The organism is Nonomuraea sp. NPDC049607, from assembly GCF_040675375.1.
In the GTDB taxonomy this organism is placed as follows: domain Bacteria; phylum Actinomycetota; class Actinomycetes; order Streptosporangiales; family Streptosporangiaceae; genus Nonomuraea.
Genome location: NZ_JBFAOV010000042.1, coordinates 29,271 through 42,895 on the forward strand (window position 1 = coordinate 29,271; position 13,625 = coordinate 42,895).

Below are 13,625 nucleotides of genomic sequence, written 5' to 3' on the forward strand. Positions count from 1 at the left end.
CGAGCACGGCCGTGCGTCAGGTAGTCAGGCGCAATCCGAGCAGAGGCCACACCTCCACCAGCGTGATGTTGTGGCGCCCGCGGTCCGCCTGAACGCCGTTGTCCGTAGCCTGCTCTCCAGAACGCGGGTCCCGGCCTCGCTGTCGGCTGCCGGTCACATCGCCTTCGGCACGCCGCCGTCACAAGGCGTGGTGCCGGCTCGGCATCTGCCATATCGTCCGCGGATGGCGAGGACGTTGCGACTGGCGGTTGCGCAGAGCACGGTACCCGAGAATCCGACCGATCCCGGTGCGCTGCGGGCCAGTGGCGCGCAGGTGCGCGCTCTGATGCGAGAGGCGGTCGCGGCCGGGGCGCGGCTGGTGCAGTTTCCGGAGGGGGCGATCACGTATCCGAGCAAGCACGTGATGTCTTCGGGGCCGCCTGGGACGCTGAGCGCATCGGATTGGAGCCGGGTCCGATGGGACGTGCTGCGCGAGGAGGCCGAATCGATCGCCGAACTGGCGGGAGAGCTCGGGCTCTGGGTGGCCTTCGGCTCGATCCACCCGCTGACCCCGCCGAACCGGCCGCACAACAGCCTGTACGTGGTGTCCGATCGAGGCCGGCTGGTCACGCGGTACGACAAGCGGTTCTTGTCGAACACCGAGGTTTCGTACATGTACGCGCCTGGTTCGTCCCCGGTCGTCTTCGAGGTCGACGGCATCCGGTTCGGGTGCGCGCTGTGTATCGAGGCCGAGTTCCCCGAGGTGTTCGCCGAGTACGAGCGCCTGAACGTGGACTGCGTGCTGCTGTCGGTGATGGTCGACGACGCGGCGCGGGCGGTTGTCGCGCAGGCATACGGGAGGCTGTACGGCTACTGGATCGGGTACTCCGTCCCGGCGCAGTTCAGTGCGACCGTCCCGTCGGGGATCGTCGCGCCGGGCGGCCGCTGGCTCGCGCGCTGTCCGGCGAACGGCCGACCGGCGCTGGCCGTGGCAGATCTCGACCTGGACGCGTCAGAGGCGGATATCGACGTGTCGGTCCGCCTGGCCCGGCCCTGGCGCCGCCTGGCACGCGCTGGACTCTATGACGATCACCTGGTGTCGGGAGATCCCCGCAGTGAGACACGCACGACGTTCTGACCGTGCCGCTCGGAACGATGGCCGTCGAGCACGTGGAGCCCGCCAAGACCGCGGCGGCCGGCGGGGTGAACGCACTGGTCAGGGTCGTGGGCAGCAGCGTGGCCGGGGCAGTGGGGGCGGCGGTGCTCTCCAGCGGGGGCGCCGGATGGACCTTCGGCATCGCGGCCGGCGCGGCCCTGCTGGCGGCCCTGTTCTCCGCCGTCCACGGAAACCTCTCGCGAAAGGAACTGGCATGACGGACGAACAGCGCATCGTCGCATGGGGCGACGAGCTGATCAAACTGCACGACGGCTTCCGCAGGGACCTGGCGGACCTGCGGTCACCGCGGGCGGGTGCAGTGGACTTGCGTACACACTGCCTGACGTTCTGCGATGCCCTCCACGCCCACCACGAAGGCGAGGACAACGCGCTCTTCCCCCATCTCGGCGCCGAGCACCCCGAGCTGGCTGAGACCCTGACCCGGCTCCGCTCGGAGCACCGGGTGGTGGCCCGGCTCACGGAACGGATCAGGCAGCTTCTCGACCACGACGGTACGGCGATCGGCGAGGAGTTGGACCGGCTCGCCACCGAGCTGGAGGCCCATCTGGACTACGAGGAGGAGCAGTTGGTCCCGATCCTCAACAAGATGCTCGCCCTCCCCGAGGAGGCCTAGCCTCGCCGCAGGACGTTGGGGACGAGGTGACCGTCAGCGCGTCTGAGCGTCGTACGGCAGGCCATCGGTCGCGCCGCGCAATGCCAGGACGTGAGCGGGACTGCCGAAGTTGACCGCCATCGTCGGGCGCAGGGGCCGCCGGCCCTCGATGTCGAACAGCCCGGAGTTCACCAAGGTCGCGCCATGGGTGTCGGTGGCGTTGCCGAGCAACTCGTCCAGGGTGTCGTGGCCCTCGCGGGCGGTCGGGACGATCTGCTTGGTCCCGTAGGTCGACCACTGATCGGACACGTGGGTGTAGGCCGACAGGCCCCGGCCGCCGTGGATGACCATGTCACGGCTGGTGAGAGACTTGCCGCGGACGGGGAAGCGCTGCCCGTCGGAGGACGACATGGTGCCGCCACCGGCTGGGTCGACTTCCGCCCGCCGGGAAGCGATCGGCACAAACGGCAGCATGCTCGACAGCTCATCCCGCAGCGCCCGCGCCTCGGCGGGAACGTCCTCGGCAGGCAGCGGCGGAATGACCAGCCGCCGAGCTCCTGCGGGCCTCGGTCAGGTATTCGGCGTAGCGGGCCGGAACGAACGACGTCGGCGCCCCGGCCGGGACCTGCTCCGCAAGGGCGATGGGGACGGTGGGCCCCAACTGGAAACCAACCTGAGCCAAACGGGGCCCTTTTACCTTGACGGCATGAATCTGCGAAAGCTCTCCTTGACCCTCGCCGGTGCCGCGATGCTCTCCCTGCCGGCCCTGATCCCGAGTGCGGCCTGGGCCGACCCCCTGCCGTCAGGCTGCACCAGCTACGTCTACTCCCCCACCGCAGCCGGCGCTCGGTGCTCAAGGGGGGTCGGGTACGTCGCCGCCGGCGTTCTGTGCCAGTCCAGGGATGGGTACCTGAAGTGGTTCTGGGGAGACTGGGCACCTGTCCCCAGCGGGACGGCGAGCGCCTTCTGCAAGGCGCCCTACGACGACTACGCCATCTCCAGCAGCTACAGCGTCAAACAGTGACCGATCTCGCCGCCGCATCGAGCCACGTCGCGCCGTCACGACGCCCGGCCCCTACCAGATTCGACAAGTCAGGCGTCTGGCCCAACAACCACCCAACGGGGGTCCAACGGTGGCTCTCTACGGTCGACGTGACAACGAGGGCTGAAGCGGTGTTCAGCCGCTTCTGAGATGGAAGGTCTGTTCATGAGGTTCAGACGAATGAGCTGGGGGCTGACCGCTGTGGTGGTCGCCGCCGCCTTGTCCACGGCGGTCTCGTCGCCTGCCTACGCGGCCAGCAGCACCTGTTCAACCCCGCAGAAGCCGGACAACACATACGGCTCGTGCACCACCGGCACCCTGGCGGCGACTAACGGCTGGATCAGTTGGCAGGCATCCCCGTACATGACCGGCGAACTGTGGGACGTTGACCTCAACGTCAAGGTTGGTCCGACCTACACGTGCGGTGGAACGACATGCGGTGCGGTCACGCGAGGCCTGACCAACCACTACCGACTCAAGATCACCCATCTCGTCCCCCTGCAGTCCGGCTGGGGGAAGATCAGCAACAGCTAGTGTCGTGACCGGAGCTTGCCGGGTTGCGTGCCTGCTCGCGGTCGGGTGCCCGTGCGCAGGAAGCAACCCGGCGACCCCCTCTCGGACGCCCTCTGGGAGGCGTTTGCCGCAGTGCGTCCTGTGGATCTTCCTGGCGCCTCCGTTCGGGCTGCGATCATCGCAAGGATGTTGCTCGGCGCCCGGGAACGCCTTGCCGGGCAGACGCCCGGATTGCATCTGTCCGGCGCCCGGATCGCGGGCCGATCGGACCTGTCGTACGCCGAGGTGCAGCACCCACTGATCTTGACCAAGTGTGAGTTCGAGGAAGCGCCGGTCCTCACCGGAGCCCGTACCGGCCTGGTGGACCTCGCGGACTCCCGGGCGCCCGGACTGCAGGCCGTAGACGCCGTGATCGGCGGGGCACTGCGCCTGGAAGGCTGCGAGATGGCCGGCTGTGCCCCTCCCGTGGCGAACGCCGCGTCGATCAGTTCATCAACCTCAGGAGTCGAGCACGGCGGCGATGGCTTCGATCTCCACGAGTTGATCTTCGTAACCCAGCACTGTGACGCCCATCAATGTGCTGGGAACGTCGTGATCACCGAAGAAGGCCCGGACTACCGCCCAGGCGGCCCCCAGGTCCTGCTGCCTGCTGGACGCCACGAGAACCCTGGTGCTGATGATGTCATGCAGGGAGGCGCCGGCGTCCGTCAGCGCGGTCTGCATGTTTTCGAGGGCCTTCGCTGCCTGACCTGCGTAGTCTCCCACCGCCGCCGTGGATCCATCCTTGTTCAGCGGGCAGGCGCCGGCAAGGAAGATCAGGCGGGATCCGGGGGGTGCCGTGGCCGCGTAGGCGTACTCGGCGACGTCGGACAAGGAGGACGAGCGGATCAACGTAACTGCACGGCCCATGGTCGTTTCCCTTCGAATCAGCCAAGAACGTGGTCACCATGTCAAAGGATCTTTCGTTACGCCACAGGTTTATCCGGCCTGGGAGCCCTGCCGCTGCCCTTCTTGTGGTGGGTGAGTTGTGGCCTTTGTTCTTGCCAGTGGGGATGAGGAGCTTGCGGGCGATGTCGGGCACCGGTACGCCGCGGGCGTGCAGGCTGCGAGCGTAGGCGATCATGTCGTCTGAGGCCGGCGAGCGGCCGCCCTCACGGACCGAGGAGTCGTAGAGGCCCTGCACCGGACCGGTGGGCGGTTCCAGGTCCTCGGCGATGGTCGGCAGCTCGGCCGCGCTACGGCCGAGGCGTTTCCTCTCGTGCACGGTGAAGATGACCCGCTGGTGCGCAACGGCCTGCTCCCGCGGTCCCGGTCAGGTGGGAGATCCCCGGAGCGTGTCCGATCCGTACAAGACCGATGCCGATCTCGCTGAATATCGTCACGGCTGTGCGCCTCGCCGGCGCATGAGGACAGCCGGAAACGGACTGTCCGAATCGTTGTGCCCGTAGTGAGATCTGGTTGAGACGGAGTGCTCGTGAATATTGGAATTGGTCTGCCGATCGCCGTTCCCGGACGTCCTGCGCGGGAGGTCAAGCAGTGGGCGGAGGACAGCGAGCGCCTCGGCTTCCACTCCCTGGGATCCATCGACCGCCTGGTCTACGACATCCTGGACCCGCTGGTCTCCCTCGGCGTCGCCGCGGCGGTGACCGAGCGCGTCCAGCTGTTCACCAGCGTGCTGAACGTCGGATGGCGGGGCAACCCGATCCTGTTCGCCAAGCAGCTCGCCACCATCGACCTGATCTCGGAGGGCCGGCTCACGGCGGGCCTGGGCATCGGAGGCTGGCCGGACGACTTCACCCTCAGCGGCGCTCCCGAAAAGGGCCACGGCAAGATCTTCGACGACACCCTGACCGAAATGCGCCGTGTCTGGGACGGGGAGGTCACCAGCGTCTCCGGCCCCACCCCGCTGCCCGGCAAGGGCCGTCCCAAGCTGCTCATCGGTGGCCTGATCCCTGCGGGCTATGCCCGCGCCGCCCGCTTCGGCGACGGCTGGGTGGCGCCGACGCTGAGCCTGGACCTGCTGGTGAACGGCGTGCAGGGCGCCACCGAGGCGTGGGCCGCGGCTGAGCGGCCTGGCAAGCCGCACATCCTCACCGGCCGCTACTTCTGCTGCGGTTCCGAGGCCGTCCAGCTCACCGACGAGTATGTGGCCCACTACTACGGCTCCAGGGAGTCCCCGTACTACGAGCCGGTCCGGGCCGACTCGCTCGACTCCGACGAGCGCCTGCTCAAGGAACTGATCGCTTTGTCGGACGCGGGCGTCGACGACCTGGTGCTCTACCCGGCCAGCAGTTCCCTGGACCAGGTCCACCTGCTGGCCGAGGCGCTGGAGCGGGTGGGGGCCCGGCGGAACCCGACCTTCGAGTTCACCACGGGCTGACCTGGACCGGCCGACGCACCACCTGAACGACGACACGTGAGGACATGTCAGTGATCGAGCAGACCGAGCCGACGGGTGCCCCCATTCTGACCGCCGGGGCGGTGACGAGACTGGCCGACAGCGTCAAAGGACCGGTCTTCCTCCCCGGCGACCCGGGGTACGCCGAGGAGGCGGAGGGCTTCGACCGCTCCGTCGTACACCACCCGGCCGTCATCGTCGGCGCGGCGGGCGCCGACGACGTGGTGGCCGCGGTGCGCTTCGCCCGCGACCACGGCCTGGGCGTCGCCGTACAGGCCACCGGCCACGGTGTGGGATTGCCCGCCGACGGGGGCCTGCTCATCTCCACGCGGCGCATGGACGGCCACCGGATCGACCCCGAGCGCCGCACCGTGCGGCTGGAGGCGGGTGCGCTGTGGCGGGAGGTCATCCCGTCCGCCGCCCGCCACGGCCTGGCCCCGCTGAACGGCTCGGCGCCGTTCGTCGGCGCCGTCTCCTACACGTTGGGCGGCGGCATCGGCGTCCTGTCCCGCCGTTACGGTTACGCCGCCGACCACGTCCGCACCATCGAGGTCGTCACCGCCGACGGAGAACTGCGCACCGCCTCGGAGGAGGAGAACACCGACCTGTTCTGGGCGTTGCGCGGCGGCAAGGGCAACTTCGGCGTGGTCACCTCACTTGAGGTGGAACTGGTGGAGGTGTCGCGGATCTACGGCGGCGGCCTGTACTTCCCGGCCGAGTCGATCCGGGACGTGCTGCACTTCTACCGCACATGGGTCGCCGGGGTGCCCGACGAGCTCAGCTCCTCCTTTTTCATGATGCCCTGGCCAGATGTGCCCGAAGTCCCCGAGGAACTGCGCGGGCGTTTCGCCATGCACCTGCGCCTGAGCTACCTCGGCTCGCCCCAGGAGGGTGCCCGGCTGGTCGAGCCGCTGCGCGAGATCGCCACGCCGCTGCTCGACACGGTCACCGACATCCCGTACACCGAGGTCGGTACCATTCACAACGATCCGCCGACGCCCGGCTCGTACCACATCAACAGCTTCCAGCTCACCCACCTCGACCATGACGCCGTCGAGGCGATCCTGGCGCTGGTGGGCCCCGGGTCGAACAGCGCCGTCGGCATCGAGATCCGTCATCTCGGCGGCGCCCTCGCCCGTCCGCCGCGCCTGCCGAACGCGGTCGCGCACACCACCGCCCAGTTCCAGCTGTACTCCGCCGGTGTCCTCGGCATCGGCGAGGACCAGGCCGTGTACGCCGGGCACGACCGGGTCATCAAGACCCTCGCCCCGTGGAACAGCGGGACGCGCATGCTCAACTTCATGGCGGGCGTCGCCCACACCGACCCGGAGGACGTGCGCCAGGCGTTCACGCCGGAGGCGTACGAGCGGCTGGTCGCCGTCAAGACGGCCCACGACCCCGGCAACATGTTCCGCTTCAACCACAACATTCCGCCGGCGGGCGGAGGGAGTCGATGAGGAGCTGAAGCGGGCCCCGGCAGCCTTCACCGACCGGGTCACCGCCGACGGCCGCTACCGTCTCGTCATCAACCGCGTGCCCATGGACCCCCCGCAGCGCTCTGACGTGGGCTTACGCAACGGGACAACGGCCGAACTCGAACCCGAACCAACCTAACCTTCAAAGGACCCGCGCCCGGCTCGGGCGCATCAGCCACACGGCAGCGGCGAGCGTGAGCACCCAGCCGATCACTTCGATGAGCAGGTGATCGGTTGCGTTGGGGACGGATTGCAGCAGGTACACCCGGACGCTGTTGATCGCTCCGTGCGTCAGGACCGCGGGCCAGACACTCCCCGACTGCCGGCGAAGTGCGAGCAACAGCGGAGCCCATGGCAGCATGCCCACGAAGTAGATGACGATGTCCCAGGGTGGTCGATCACCGATGACGGCGAGGACCGGCAGGTGCCAGACGATCCAGACCAGACCGCTGACAAGGGCCAGCGGCCAGAATCCCCATGACGCGGCGCGCGTCGCCAGCCAGCCGCGCCAGCCGAACTCCTCGCCGACGGCGAAGACCGACTGCATGAGGAAGACCGGAACGATCCACATGGTCGCCGTGAGGATCTGGTCAAGCGGGTTGAGCCGCCAGATCCCCAATGCCAGTGCGATGGCGGTTTGGATCGCGGCGATCGCGGCGATGAGGCCGATGCCGATGCCGGCCCACTTGGGTGTGCCGCGCCACCTGGTGGCGAACGTCTCTCGGAACGTTCCGGGGCGTCGGGCAAGCCACATGATGATCGCTGCGAGCAGCGGGGTCAGTTGCAGGATCGGCGTGATCAGGTTGTAGAAGTCCGTCGGGACCAGCCGGAAGGCCATCGGAACGGACAGCGCGAAACACAGCAGGACGGCGATCGCGAAGAACCACGTGACATCGATACCTGTTGATCTGGCAGAACCGGAGCGCGTGGAGGACGCCGTCATGATGACCTCGTCTCGTGCGGGCGCGAGGATCCAGCTCGATGAGTGATCTTGGTGTAGCGCGGATCGGCCATCTTGAACTCGGGGAGAATCTGGACGACCGGGTCGTCCACGGAGCATCGGTCCGTCGGCAGCGTGATCGTCTCGACGGACGACCCGTCGATCAGCTCCTGGTCACCGGCATAGGACGGGGATGTCCAGCCGACGGGCATGACGACGCTGAGAGGTATGAGACGTAGGAAACGCACGATCTCGAAGCTAGGGCGGGCGGAATCGTCCGGCCTCACCCGAAGGGGTGAACCTGGTACCGCCCGTCAGGATGGAAATGGTGGCGAGCGACGAGCCCGTCCTCGCAGGCGTAGATCACCACGTGCACGCGGTCACGCAGGTCCAGCTTGTGCAGGAGGGCCCGGACGTGCGACTTCACCGTGTTCTCGCTCATGCCACGAGCAGCCGGCGCGGCCTCAAGCGCCCTGAGGTCGGGGACCCGGTCCTTGAACCTCGATCTCCTGCCTCGCACCGGTCACCCAGGGCCCGGCGACGGTCAGCCGCCTGGTGCGCAGGGCCGCGGCCCCGAGGGCGGCCATCGCCGCGAGGCAGAGCCAGGCGAACACGTCGCCGATGCGCGCATATATCGTCGGATCACTGGCGACAGGCACATGCGCGGACATCGTCTGCTGCTTGGTGGTGAAGTAGTCGGCCGAGGTGAGCGTCCGGCCCTGCGGGTCGAAGACCGCGGCCAGGCCGTTGCTGGCTTGCCGGATCAGCGAGTAGCCGTTCTCCACCGCCCGGACGACCGCCTTCTCGGTGTGCGTGGCGCCGAAGCCGTACCAGTCGTTGGACGGCACCATCATCAGGTCCACGTCGGCGGCCTGCCTCATCAGGGCGGGGAAGTCGGCGTCGAAGCAGATGACGTTGGCCAGGCGGCCGAACGGGGTGTCGGCGGTCGGCACCCTGCCGTCCCCGGGGTCGAACGGATCCATGCCCGGCACCGGGCGGGCCTTCTCGTACGTCCATAGGACCCGCCCTCTCGGATCGACGAGCACCGTCTCGTTACGCATGTACGGCGGCGCACCTGTGATCACGATCATTCCGGCGTTCACATAGCTGCCGGTCCTGACGGCGATGGCGGCGATCTCGTCGATCAGCCGCTGCCTGTCGGCCTCGCGTGCCGCACCGCCCGCCTCCGGCCAGACCACGATCTTGGCTCCGGCGCTCGCCTCGCGTTCGGTGGCGGTCAGCAGGGAGTCGTTGACAGGGTCGAGCGCCCGCCGAACCGTGTCGGGATCCGCCCCGGCGAGCTGTTCAGGCGAGGGGAAACCGTTCAGGGCCTTGTTGGACGCCTCCAGAACCGAACGTGCGGGACTGACCCCGGCCACCCGTACGGTCTCGCCGGCGGGCGCCGCGAACGCCAGGCGCATGCTTCCGCCGACGAGCACCAGCGTCAGCACGGCCCCGAAGGGTGCCACCCGCCGCCAGGTGAATCCGTCCTGCCAGAGGTGGTTGCAGACGGCGGCGAACCAGGCGATGAGGAAGCTGATGCCATAGCCACCGGTCACCGAGGCGAGCTGGAGCAGCGGGAGGTTGTCGTGCTGGGTGGCGGCCAGCGAGCTCAGGATGTTGCCGACGGGACTGACATTCGCGAGCGCGTACTCCACGCCGACCACCCCAAGGGGGAAGATCAGTGTGGCCCACGCCCCGGGTAAGCGCGCCGCGACGAGACGGTCGAGAACGTACGGCACTACGCCCGCCAGCGCCATGACCAGGGAGAGCGCCAGCACCGGGCTGAACACCGGCAGCCCGCTCTCGTAGAGCCAGAACGTGGTGGACACCACGGTGGCGAGTGCGATGCCGCCCATCGCCGGAAGCGTCCGGCTGGTGCGGGAGAAGCGTAACAGCAGGATCAGATAGATCCATGCCGCCCCTGCCACCTCCCATCGGCCGTGCGCGGCCACGAGCGAGAGGGCGGTTCCGGCAGCGAGCGCTGCCCGGCGAGTCACATGATTCATGCGGCGAATGTAGGCAGCGCGGACCTCACCTCCCATCCCGAACACCCCCGAACCGCAGTAGGGAACACCCCCGGCCTGGTGCCGCGCCCCTGATCCCACCCGGACGTCCCGAAGCGCAAGGACGTGCCCGCGGTGGTCTCCGCCGGAGGGGGCTGGAGGCGCCCCGGAAGGCCGCGCAGGCAAGGGACGAACCCACTGACTTGATCAACGCAGCGTTGGAAGAGCCGGCCTGACGTCCGTGGTCGATCAGGACTGCTGCTGGATGATGTTGACCGTCCAGGTGATCCCGAACTGGTCCATGAGCGAGCCGGCCTCGTCCCCCCACGACTGCTTGTCCAAGGGCAACGTCACAGTGCCGCCGACGGACAGCCTCTCGAAGTAGCCGCGGAGTTCGGCGTCGTCGCCGCCGAGGAAGACCGCAACGTTGTTGCCCGGGGTGTGGGGAACTCGGCGTACGTGCCCATCTCCAGGTCGCAGCCCAAGACGTCGCGGTAGAACTCCATCGCCTGCCGTGCGTTCCCGTTGCGGGCACCGACGGTTGCCCGAACCTGGCGTTGACCGCCGAGGTTCTGGCCACGCGGGAACTGCTTGCGCGCCTGGACCTGTAGGGAGTGACCGCTCAGGGGGGCTGAGGATTCACGCCGGAAAGCCCCCCAAGGAATCACGCGCATTGCCCTCACATGCGCGCTGGGCGTTCCTTGCCGGACTTCTTGTCGGCGAAGACTGGGCTCCAGGACGTCCTGTGCGCCGACCCCGACCCCGGGCCTGAGGTCAGAGCTGAAGCTGCCGTCGCAGGCTCGGTCAGCTCGCGGCAGTGGGCGGGCTCAAGGGCGTCGAGGCCGCACGGACCGCTCGTCCGCAGGGGACTCAGGTGGCGGCCGGGCTCGGGCCGGATGGAGGTGGCGGTGACCACATGGTGTTCGGGAGGAACGCGGCGAACACCCCTGACAGCAAGACCAGTGCCGCCACGCTGACGTTGGTGACCGTGGCGGCGGTCGCCGCCGATGGGGACGGGACGTCGAGGGCCAGGAAGACGGCTCCGAGGCCGGCGATGCCGGCGACCTGGCCGAGCTGGGTCGCGGTCGACATCAAGCCGCTGGCGTTCGCCGTGTCCGTCGGCGCGACACGGGTCAACGCCGCGTTGAGGGCGGGGCTGAAGGCCGGCCCCATGCCGGCTCCGACTTCGCCCGGATCTGGAGCGCTCACGACGTGGCCTCCCCCGGGCCGCACATCAAGGTCCTCCGCTACGCCGAAGTCGGCGATCTGCGTCTGACCACCACCACTCTTACCGTGACCGGCGCACCAGAGGCCCGCATGGTCATCTACGCACCAGCAGACGAGGCGTCGAAGGCGCGACTGGCCCATCTGGCCGAACACCCCTCCCGGCACTGCTCCCTTCCCGACCACCTCCATGAGCCCGGTGGCACAGCAGACGACCTTCGATGAGCGGCGATCTCAGGCACCCGACGCCCTTGGCGCGCCGCGCGGGTCCTCAGGGGTGCTGCGGGCCTGGGATCGGGCGGCCTGTACGCCGGCCTGGAAGCGGGTGTGGGCGCCGAGCCTGGTCATGAGCTCGGCGATGCGCCGCTGGGCGGTGCGGTAGCCGATGCCGAGCTGGCGGGCGATGGCCTCGTCGGTCAGGCCGGTCAGCAGGAGGGCGATCAACCGTTCGTCGTCCTGCGGTGCCTCGCGCGAACCGGTCAGCCGCATCGGCAGCGCCCGCTCCCAGGTCCCCTCGAACAGCCTGCTCAGCGCCTCCAGCAGCCCGGAGGGGTGCACCAGGAGCGCCGCGGAGTCGGGTGACTCGTAGCGCAGCACCAGCAGCGCGAACCGGTCGTCGACCAGATAGAGCTTCATCGGCAGGCTGGGCAGCACCCTGGCCAGCTGGCCCGCGCCGATCATCTCCTCGATCAGCCGCAGCGCGCCCGGCCGGTCGATGAAGTCGCGCTCGTAGATGACCCGGCTGGTGATGCCGCGCTCCAGCAGCTCGCGGTGGGCGGCCACGCTGGCGTGCCGGTCGAAGTACGGCGGCTGGGAGAAGGTCCGTACCTGGTGGCGGGCCGCGCGCTGGAGCTGGTGGAGGCGTTGCCGTACCGCGGCGGCGCCGGTGATCACCTCCACGACCAGCGGCTGCTGCTGCCCGGAGGCACGCTGCTGGAAGGCGTCGTCCAGATCGGCGGCACGCTCCCTGGCGCGTGCGAGCCCCTCTTCCGCGACGGTGAGCAGCGCGTCGAGCGCGACGTCGGGGGCGACGGCGACGTACCGCGGCGGTTCGTCCGGCAGCCGGTTGATCAGGCCCTTGCTCTCCAGCCCGCTCAGCAGCGCGGGCAGGCCGGGGCCGGCGAAGCCCGCGGCGAGCCGGTCGAGGGAGGCCGGCGAGCACTCGACGAGCAGCTCGTAGAGCTCCTCCTCGGCCGGGCCCAGCCCGAGCGCTTCGAGCGTCATCGCAGCCAGCCGCGCAGGACGGCCTGGTAGCCGGCCTGGAACCGGGTCTGCGCGTCGAGCTGGACCATCATCGCCTGCACCCGCCTGCGCACCGTGCGCACGCTCCAGCCGAGCTGCGCCCCGATGGCCGCGTCGGTCAGCCCCGAGATGAGCAGGGGCAGCAGGTCCTCGTGCGCGTCGGCGGGACTCCGCTCCTCGGGCAGCCGGGCCTGCCCCTGCCGCACGCCCAGCGGGACGGCGCGCTGCCAGTTCATCTCGAACAGCGCGCCGAGCGCCTCCAGCAGCGTCGGGTCGTGCACCACCAGCGCGGATTCGACCAGGTGCAGGTCGTGCCGGAGCGGCACGATCGCCGTCGGCCGGTCGTTCAGGACGAGCTTCATCGGCACCTCGCCGACCCTGGCCTGCTCGCCGGCGGTGATGTAGTCGGTGACCACCGTCAGCGCCCCGGGCAGCTCCATCGCCTTCCTGTCGTACAGGACGCGGTAGTTCACGCCCCTCGCCAGCAGGTCGAACTCACGCGCGTTCTCCCCGATCACCCCGGCGTACGGCGGCGCGTCGAACACCCGGATCGAGCGGTGCGTCTCCCGCTGGAGCTGCTCGAAGCGGTCGTTCACCGCCTGCCTGCCGATCACCACCTCGACCAGCCCGGCGGCGTCGCGCTCGGTGCCCGCCCGGTGGAAGGCGGCGCTGAGCCCGGCGATGCGGCCCCGGGCGGCGGTCAGTGCCCTGGACCTGGCGCTGATCAGCGTGTCGAGGCCCATGCTCGGCGCTACCGCGGCGTACCTGGGCGGGTCCTCCGGCAGCCGGGTGACCAGGCCGAGTTCCTGGAGCCTCGCGCAGAGCGCGGCCTGCGGGCCGGCGAGCCGTTCAAGGTCGGCGGCCGTGATCGGCGAGACCTCGATCAGCGTCTGGTACAGCGCCTCTTCGGCCGTCGACAGGCCCAGGGAATCGAGCATGCGCCCATCGTGTCCTCTTCCCGCCAACGGCGTGAAGAGGTCGAAAGGTCATCTTTCCGGATATGGCGCGGAATGGGAGGTTTGGGTGCTCGATCTTGT

At 69.1% G+C, this 13,625-nt stretch carries 15 protein-coding genes and 1 pseudogene; 8 read left to right on the plus strand and 8 right to left on the minus strand.

All coding sequences use genetic code 11. The features are described 5' to 3' along the window. Positions 1-223 precede the first annotated feature (223 nt). Genes AB0J97_RS44585 through AB0J97_RS44595 form a run of 3 tightly spaced genes read left to right on the plus strand, consistent with a single transcriptional unit; the run spans position 224 to position 1,769 of the window. Positions 224-1,117 (plus strand): carbon-nitrogen hydrolase family protein, encoded by an 894-nt coding sequence (locus AB0J97_RS44585; RefSeq protein WP_364101386.1) that lies wholly within the window; start codon positions 224-226, stop codon positions 1,115-1,117. A gap of 2 nt (positions 1,118-1,119) precedes the next feature. Beyond that, positions 1,120-1,353, plus strand: a complete 234-nt coding sequence (locus AB0J97_RS44590; RefSeq protein ID WP_364101389.1) for a hypothetical protein — start codon at positions 1,120-1,122, stop codon at positions 1,351-1,353. Continuing rightward, the gene (locus AB0J97_RS44595; RefSeq protein ID WP_364101392.1) at positions 1,350-1,769 is read left to right on the plus strand and encodes a hemerythrin domain-containing protein; all 420 of its coding nucleotides are present in this window, start codon (positions 1,350-1,352) and stop codon (positions 1,767-1,769) included. Before AB0J97_RS44590 ends, AB0J97_RS44595 begins: the two co-directional genes overlap by 4 nt. A gap of 33 nt (positions 1,770-1,802) precedes the next feature. Here the strand turns inward: AB0J97_RS44595 and AB0J97_RS44600 are convergent, their stop codons facing one another. Beyond that, positions 1,803-2,222: a Tn3 family transposase gene (locus AB0J97_RS44600; protein WP_364101395.1), complete on the minus strand. Its 420-nt coding sequence runs from the start codon at positions 2,220-2,222 to the stop codon at positions 1,803-1,805. A gap of 232 nt (positions 2,223-2,454) precedes the next feature. On the opposite strand from AB0J97_RS44600, the gene AB0J97_RS44605 reads away from it, so the two are divergent. Together AB0J97_RS44605 and AB0J97_RS44610 are read left to right on the plus strand one after the other, a co-directional pair. Further along, positions 2,455-2,772 (plus strand): hypothetical protein, encoded by a 318-nt coding sequence (locus AB0J97_RS44605; protein ID WP_364101398.1) that lies wholly within the window; start codon positions 2,455-2,457, stop codon positions 2,770-2,772. A 198-nt stretch (positions 2,773-2,970) separates the two neighbouring features. Next, entirely contained in the window at positions 2,971-3,324 is a 354-nt protein-coding gene (locus AB0J97_RS44610; protein WP_364101401.1) for a hypothetical protein, read from the plus strand. Positions 3,325-3,801: 477 nt separating this feature from the next. On the opposite strand, the gene AB0J97_RS44615 is transcribed toward AB0J97_RS44610, so the two are convergent. Then, positions 3,802-4,212 (minus strand): Rid family hydrolase, encoded by a 411-nt coding sequence (locus AB0J97_RS44615; protein ID WP_364101404.1) that lies wholly within the window; start codon positions 4,210-4,212, stop codon positions 3,802-3,804. A gap of 565 nt (positions 4,213-4,777) precedes the next feature. Between AB0J97_RS44615 and AB0J97_RS44620 the strand changes: the two genes are divergently transcribed. Both AB0J97_RS44620 and AB0J97_RS44625 read left to right on the plus strand, forming a co-directional pair. Beyond that, on the plus strand, positions 4,778-5,683 hold the full coding sequence (locus AB0J97_RS44620; RefSeq protein WP_364101407.1) for an LLM class flavin-dependent oxidoreductase: 906 nt from the start codon (positions 4,778-4,780) through the stop codon (positions 5,681-5,683). A gap of 50 nt (positions 5,684-5,733) precedes the next feature. Beyond that, a complete protein-coding gene (locus tag AB0J97_RS44625) occupies positions 5,734-7,158 on the plus strand; it encodes an FAD-binding oxidoreductase (RefSeq protein WP_364101410.1) in 1,425 nt (474 codons plus the stop codon). 160 nt (positions 7,159-7,318) lie between these two features. On the opposite strand, the gene AB0J97_RS44630 is transcribed toward AB0J97_RS44625, so the two are convergent. The 4 genes and pseudogenes from AB0J97_RS44630 to AB0J97_RS44645 form a co-directional block, all read right to left on the minus strand. Continuing rightward, positions 7,319-8,119: a CPBP family intramembrane glutamic endopeptidase gene (locus AB0J97_RS44630; RefSeq protein WP_364101413.1), complete on the minus strand. Its 801-nt coding sequence runs from the start codon at positions 8,117-8,119 to the stop codon at positions 7,319-7,321. After that, positions 8,116-8,364, minus strand: coding sequence for a hypothetical protein (locus AB0J97_RS44635; protein WP_364101416.1), 249 nt, complete (start codon positions 8,362-8,364; stop codon positions 8,116-8,118). The genes AB0J97_RS44630 and AB0J97_RS44635 overlap by 4 nt, the downstream gene beginning before the upstream one ends. A gap of 35 nt (positions 8,365-8,399) precedes the next feature. Further along, positions 8,400-8,552 (minus strand): annotated as a pseudogene (locus AB0J97_RS44640) (hypothetical protein); the annotation flags it as partial. A gap of 28 nt (positions 8,553-8,580) precedes the next feature. Further along, positions 8,581-10,125, minus strand: a complete 1,545-nt coding sequence (locus AB0J97_RS44645; RefSeq protein ID WP_364101419.1) for a nitrilase-related carbon-nitrogen hydrolase — start codon at positions 10,123-10,125, stop codon at positions 8,581-8,583. A 1,071-nt stretch (positions 10,126-11,196) separates the two neighbouring features. On the opposite strand from AB0J97_RS44645, the gene AB0J97_RS44650 reads away from it, so the two are divergent. Then, the gene (locus tag AB0J97_RS44650) at positions 11,197-11,571 is read left to right on the plus strand and encodes a hypothetical protein (protein WP_364101517.1); all 375 of its coding nucleotides are present in this window, start codon (positions 11,197-11,199) and stop codon (positions 11,569-11,571) included. A 9-nt stretch (positions 11,572-11,580) separates the two neighbouring features. On the opposite strand, the gene AB0J97_RS44655 is transcribed toward AB0J97_RS44650, so the two are convergent. Next, positions 11,581-12,570 (minus strand): LuxR C-terminal-related transcriptional regulator, encoded by a 990-nt coding sequence (locus tag AB0J97_RS44655; protein WP_364101422.1) that lies wholly within the window; start codon positions 12,568-12,570, stop codon positions 11,581-11,583. Further along, entirely contained in the window at positions 12,567-13,526 is a 960-nt protein-coding gene (locus tag AB0J97_RS44660) for a transcriptional regulator (protein ID WP_364101424.1), read from the minus strand. Before AB0J97_RS44660 ends, AB0J97_RS44655 begins: the two co-directional genes overlap by 4 nt. Positions 13,527-13,625 lie beyond the last annotated feature (99 nt).

Coding starts and splice junctions, on each gene's coding strand:
- AB0J97_RS44585 (WP_364101386.1), top strand. CDS start 224: ATGGCGAGGACGTTGCGACTGGCGGTTGCGCAGAGCACGGTACCCGAG.
- AB0J97_RS44595 (WP_364101392.1), top strand. CDS start 1,350: ATGACGGACGAACAGCGCATCGTCGCATGGGGCGACGAGCTGATCAAA.
- AB0J97_RS44600 (WP_364101395.1), bottom strand. CDS start 2,222: ATGCTGCCGTTTGTGCCGATCGCTTCCCGGCGGGCGGAAGTCGACCCA.
- AB0J97_RS44605 (WP_364101398.1), top strand. CDS start 2,455: ATGAATCTGCGAAAGCTCTCCTTGACCCTCGCCGGTGCCGCGATGCTC.
- AB0J97_RS44610 (WP_364101401.1), top strand. CDS start 2,971: ATGAGCTGGGGGCTGACCGCTGTGGTGGTCGCCGCCGCCTTGTCCACG.
- AB0J97_RS44615 (WP_364101404.1), bottom strand. CDS start 4,212: ATGGGCCGTGCAGTTACGTTGATCCGCTCGTCCTCCTTGTCCGACGTC.
- AB0J97_RS44630 (WP_364101413.1), bottom strand. CDS start 8,119: ATGACGGCGTCCTCCACGCGCTCCGGTTCTGCCAGATCAACAGGTATC.
- AB0J97_RS44645 (WP_364101419.1), bottom strand. CDS start 10,125: ATGAATCATGTGACTCGCCGGGCAGCGCTCGCTGCCGGAACCGCCCTC.
- AB0J97_RS44655 (WP_364101422.1), bottom strand. CDS start 12,570: ATGACGCTCGAAGCGCTCGGGCTGGGCCCGGCCGAGGAGGAGCTCTAC.
- AB0J97_RS44660 (WP_364101424.1), bottom strand. CDS start 13,526: ATGCTCGATTCCCTGGGCCTGTCGACGGCCGAAGAGGCGCTGTACCAG.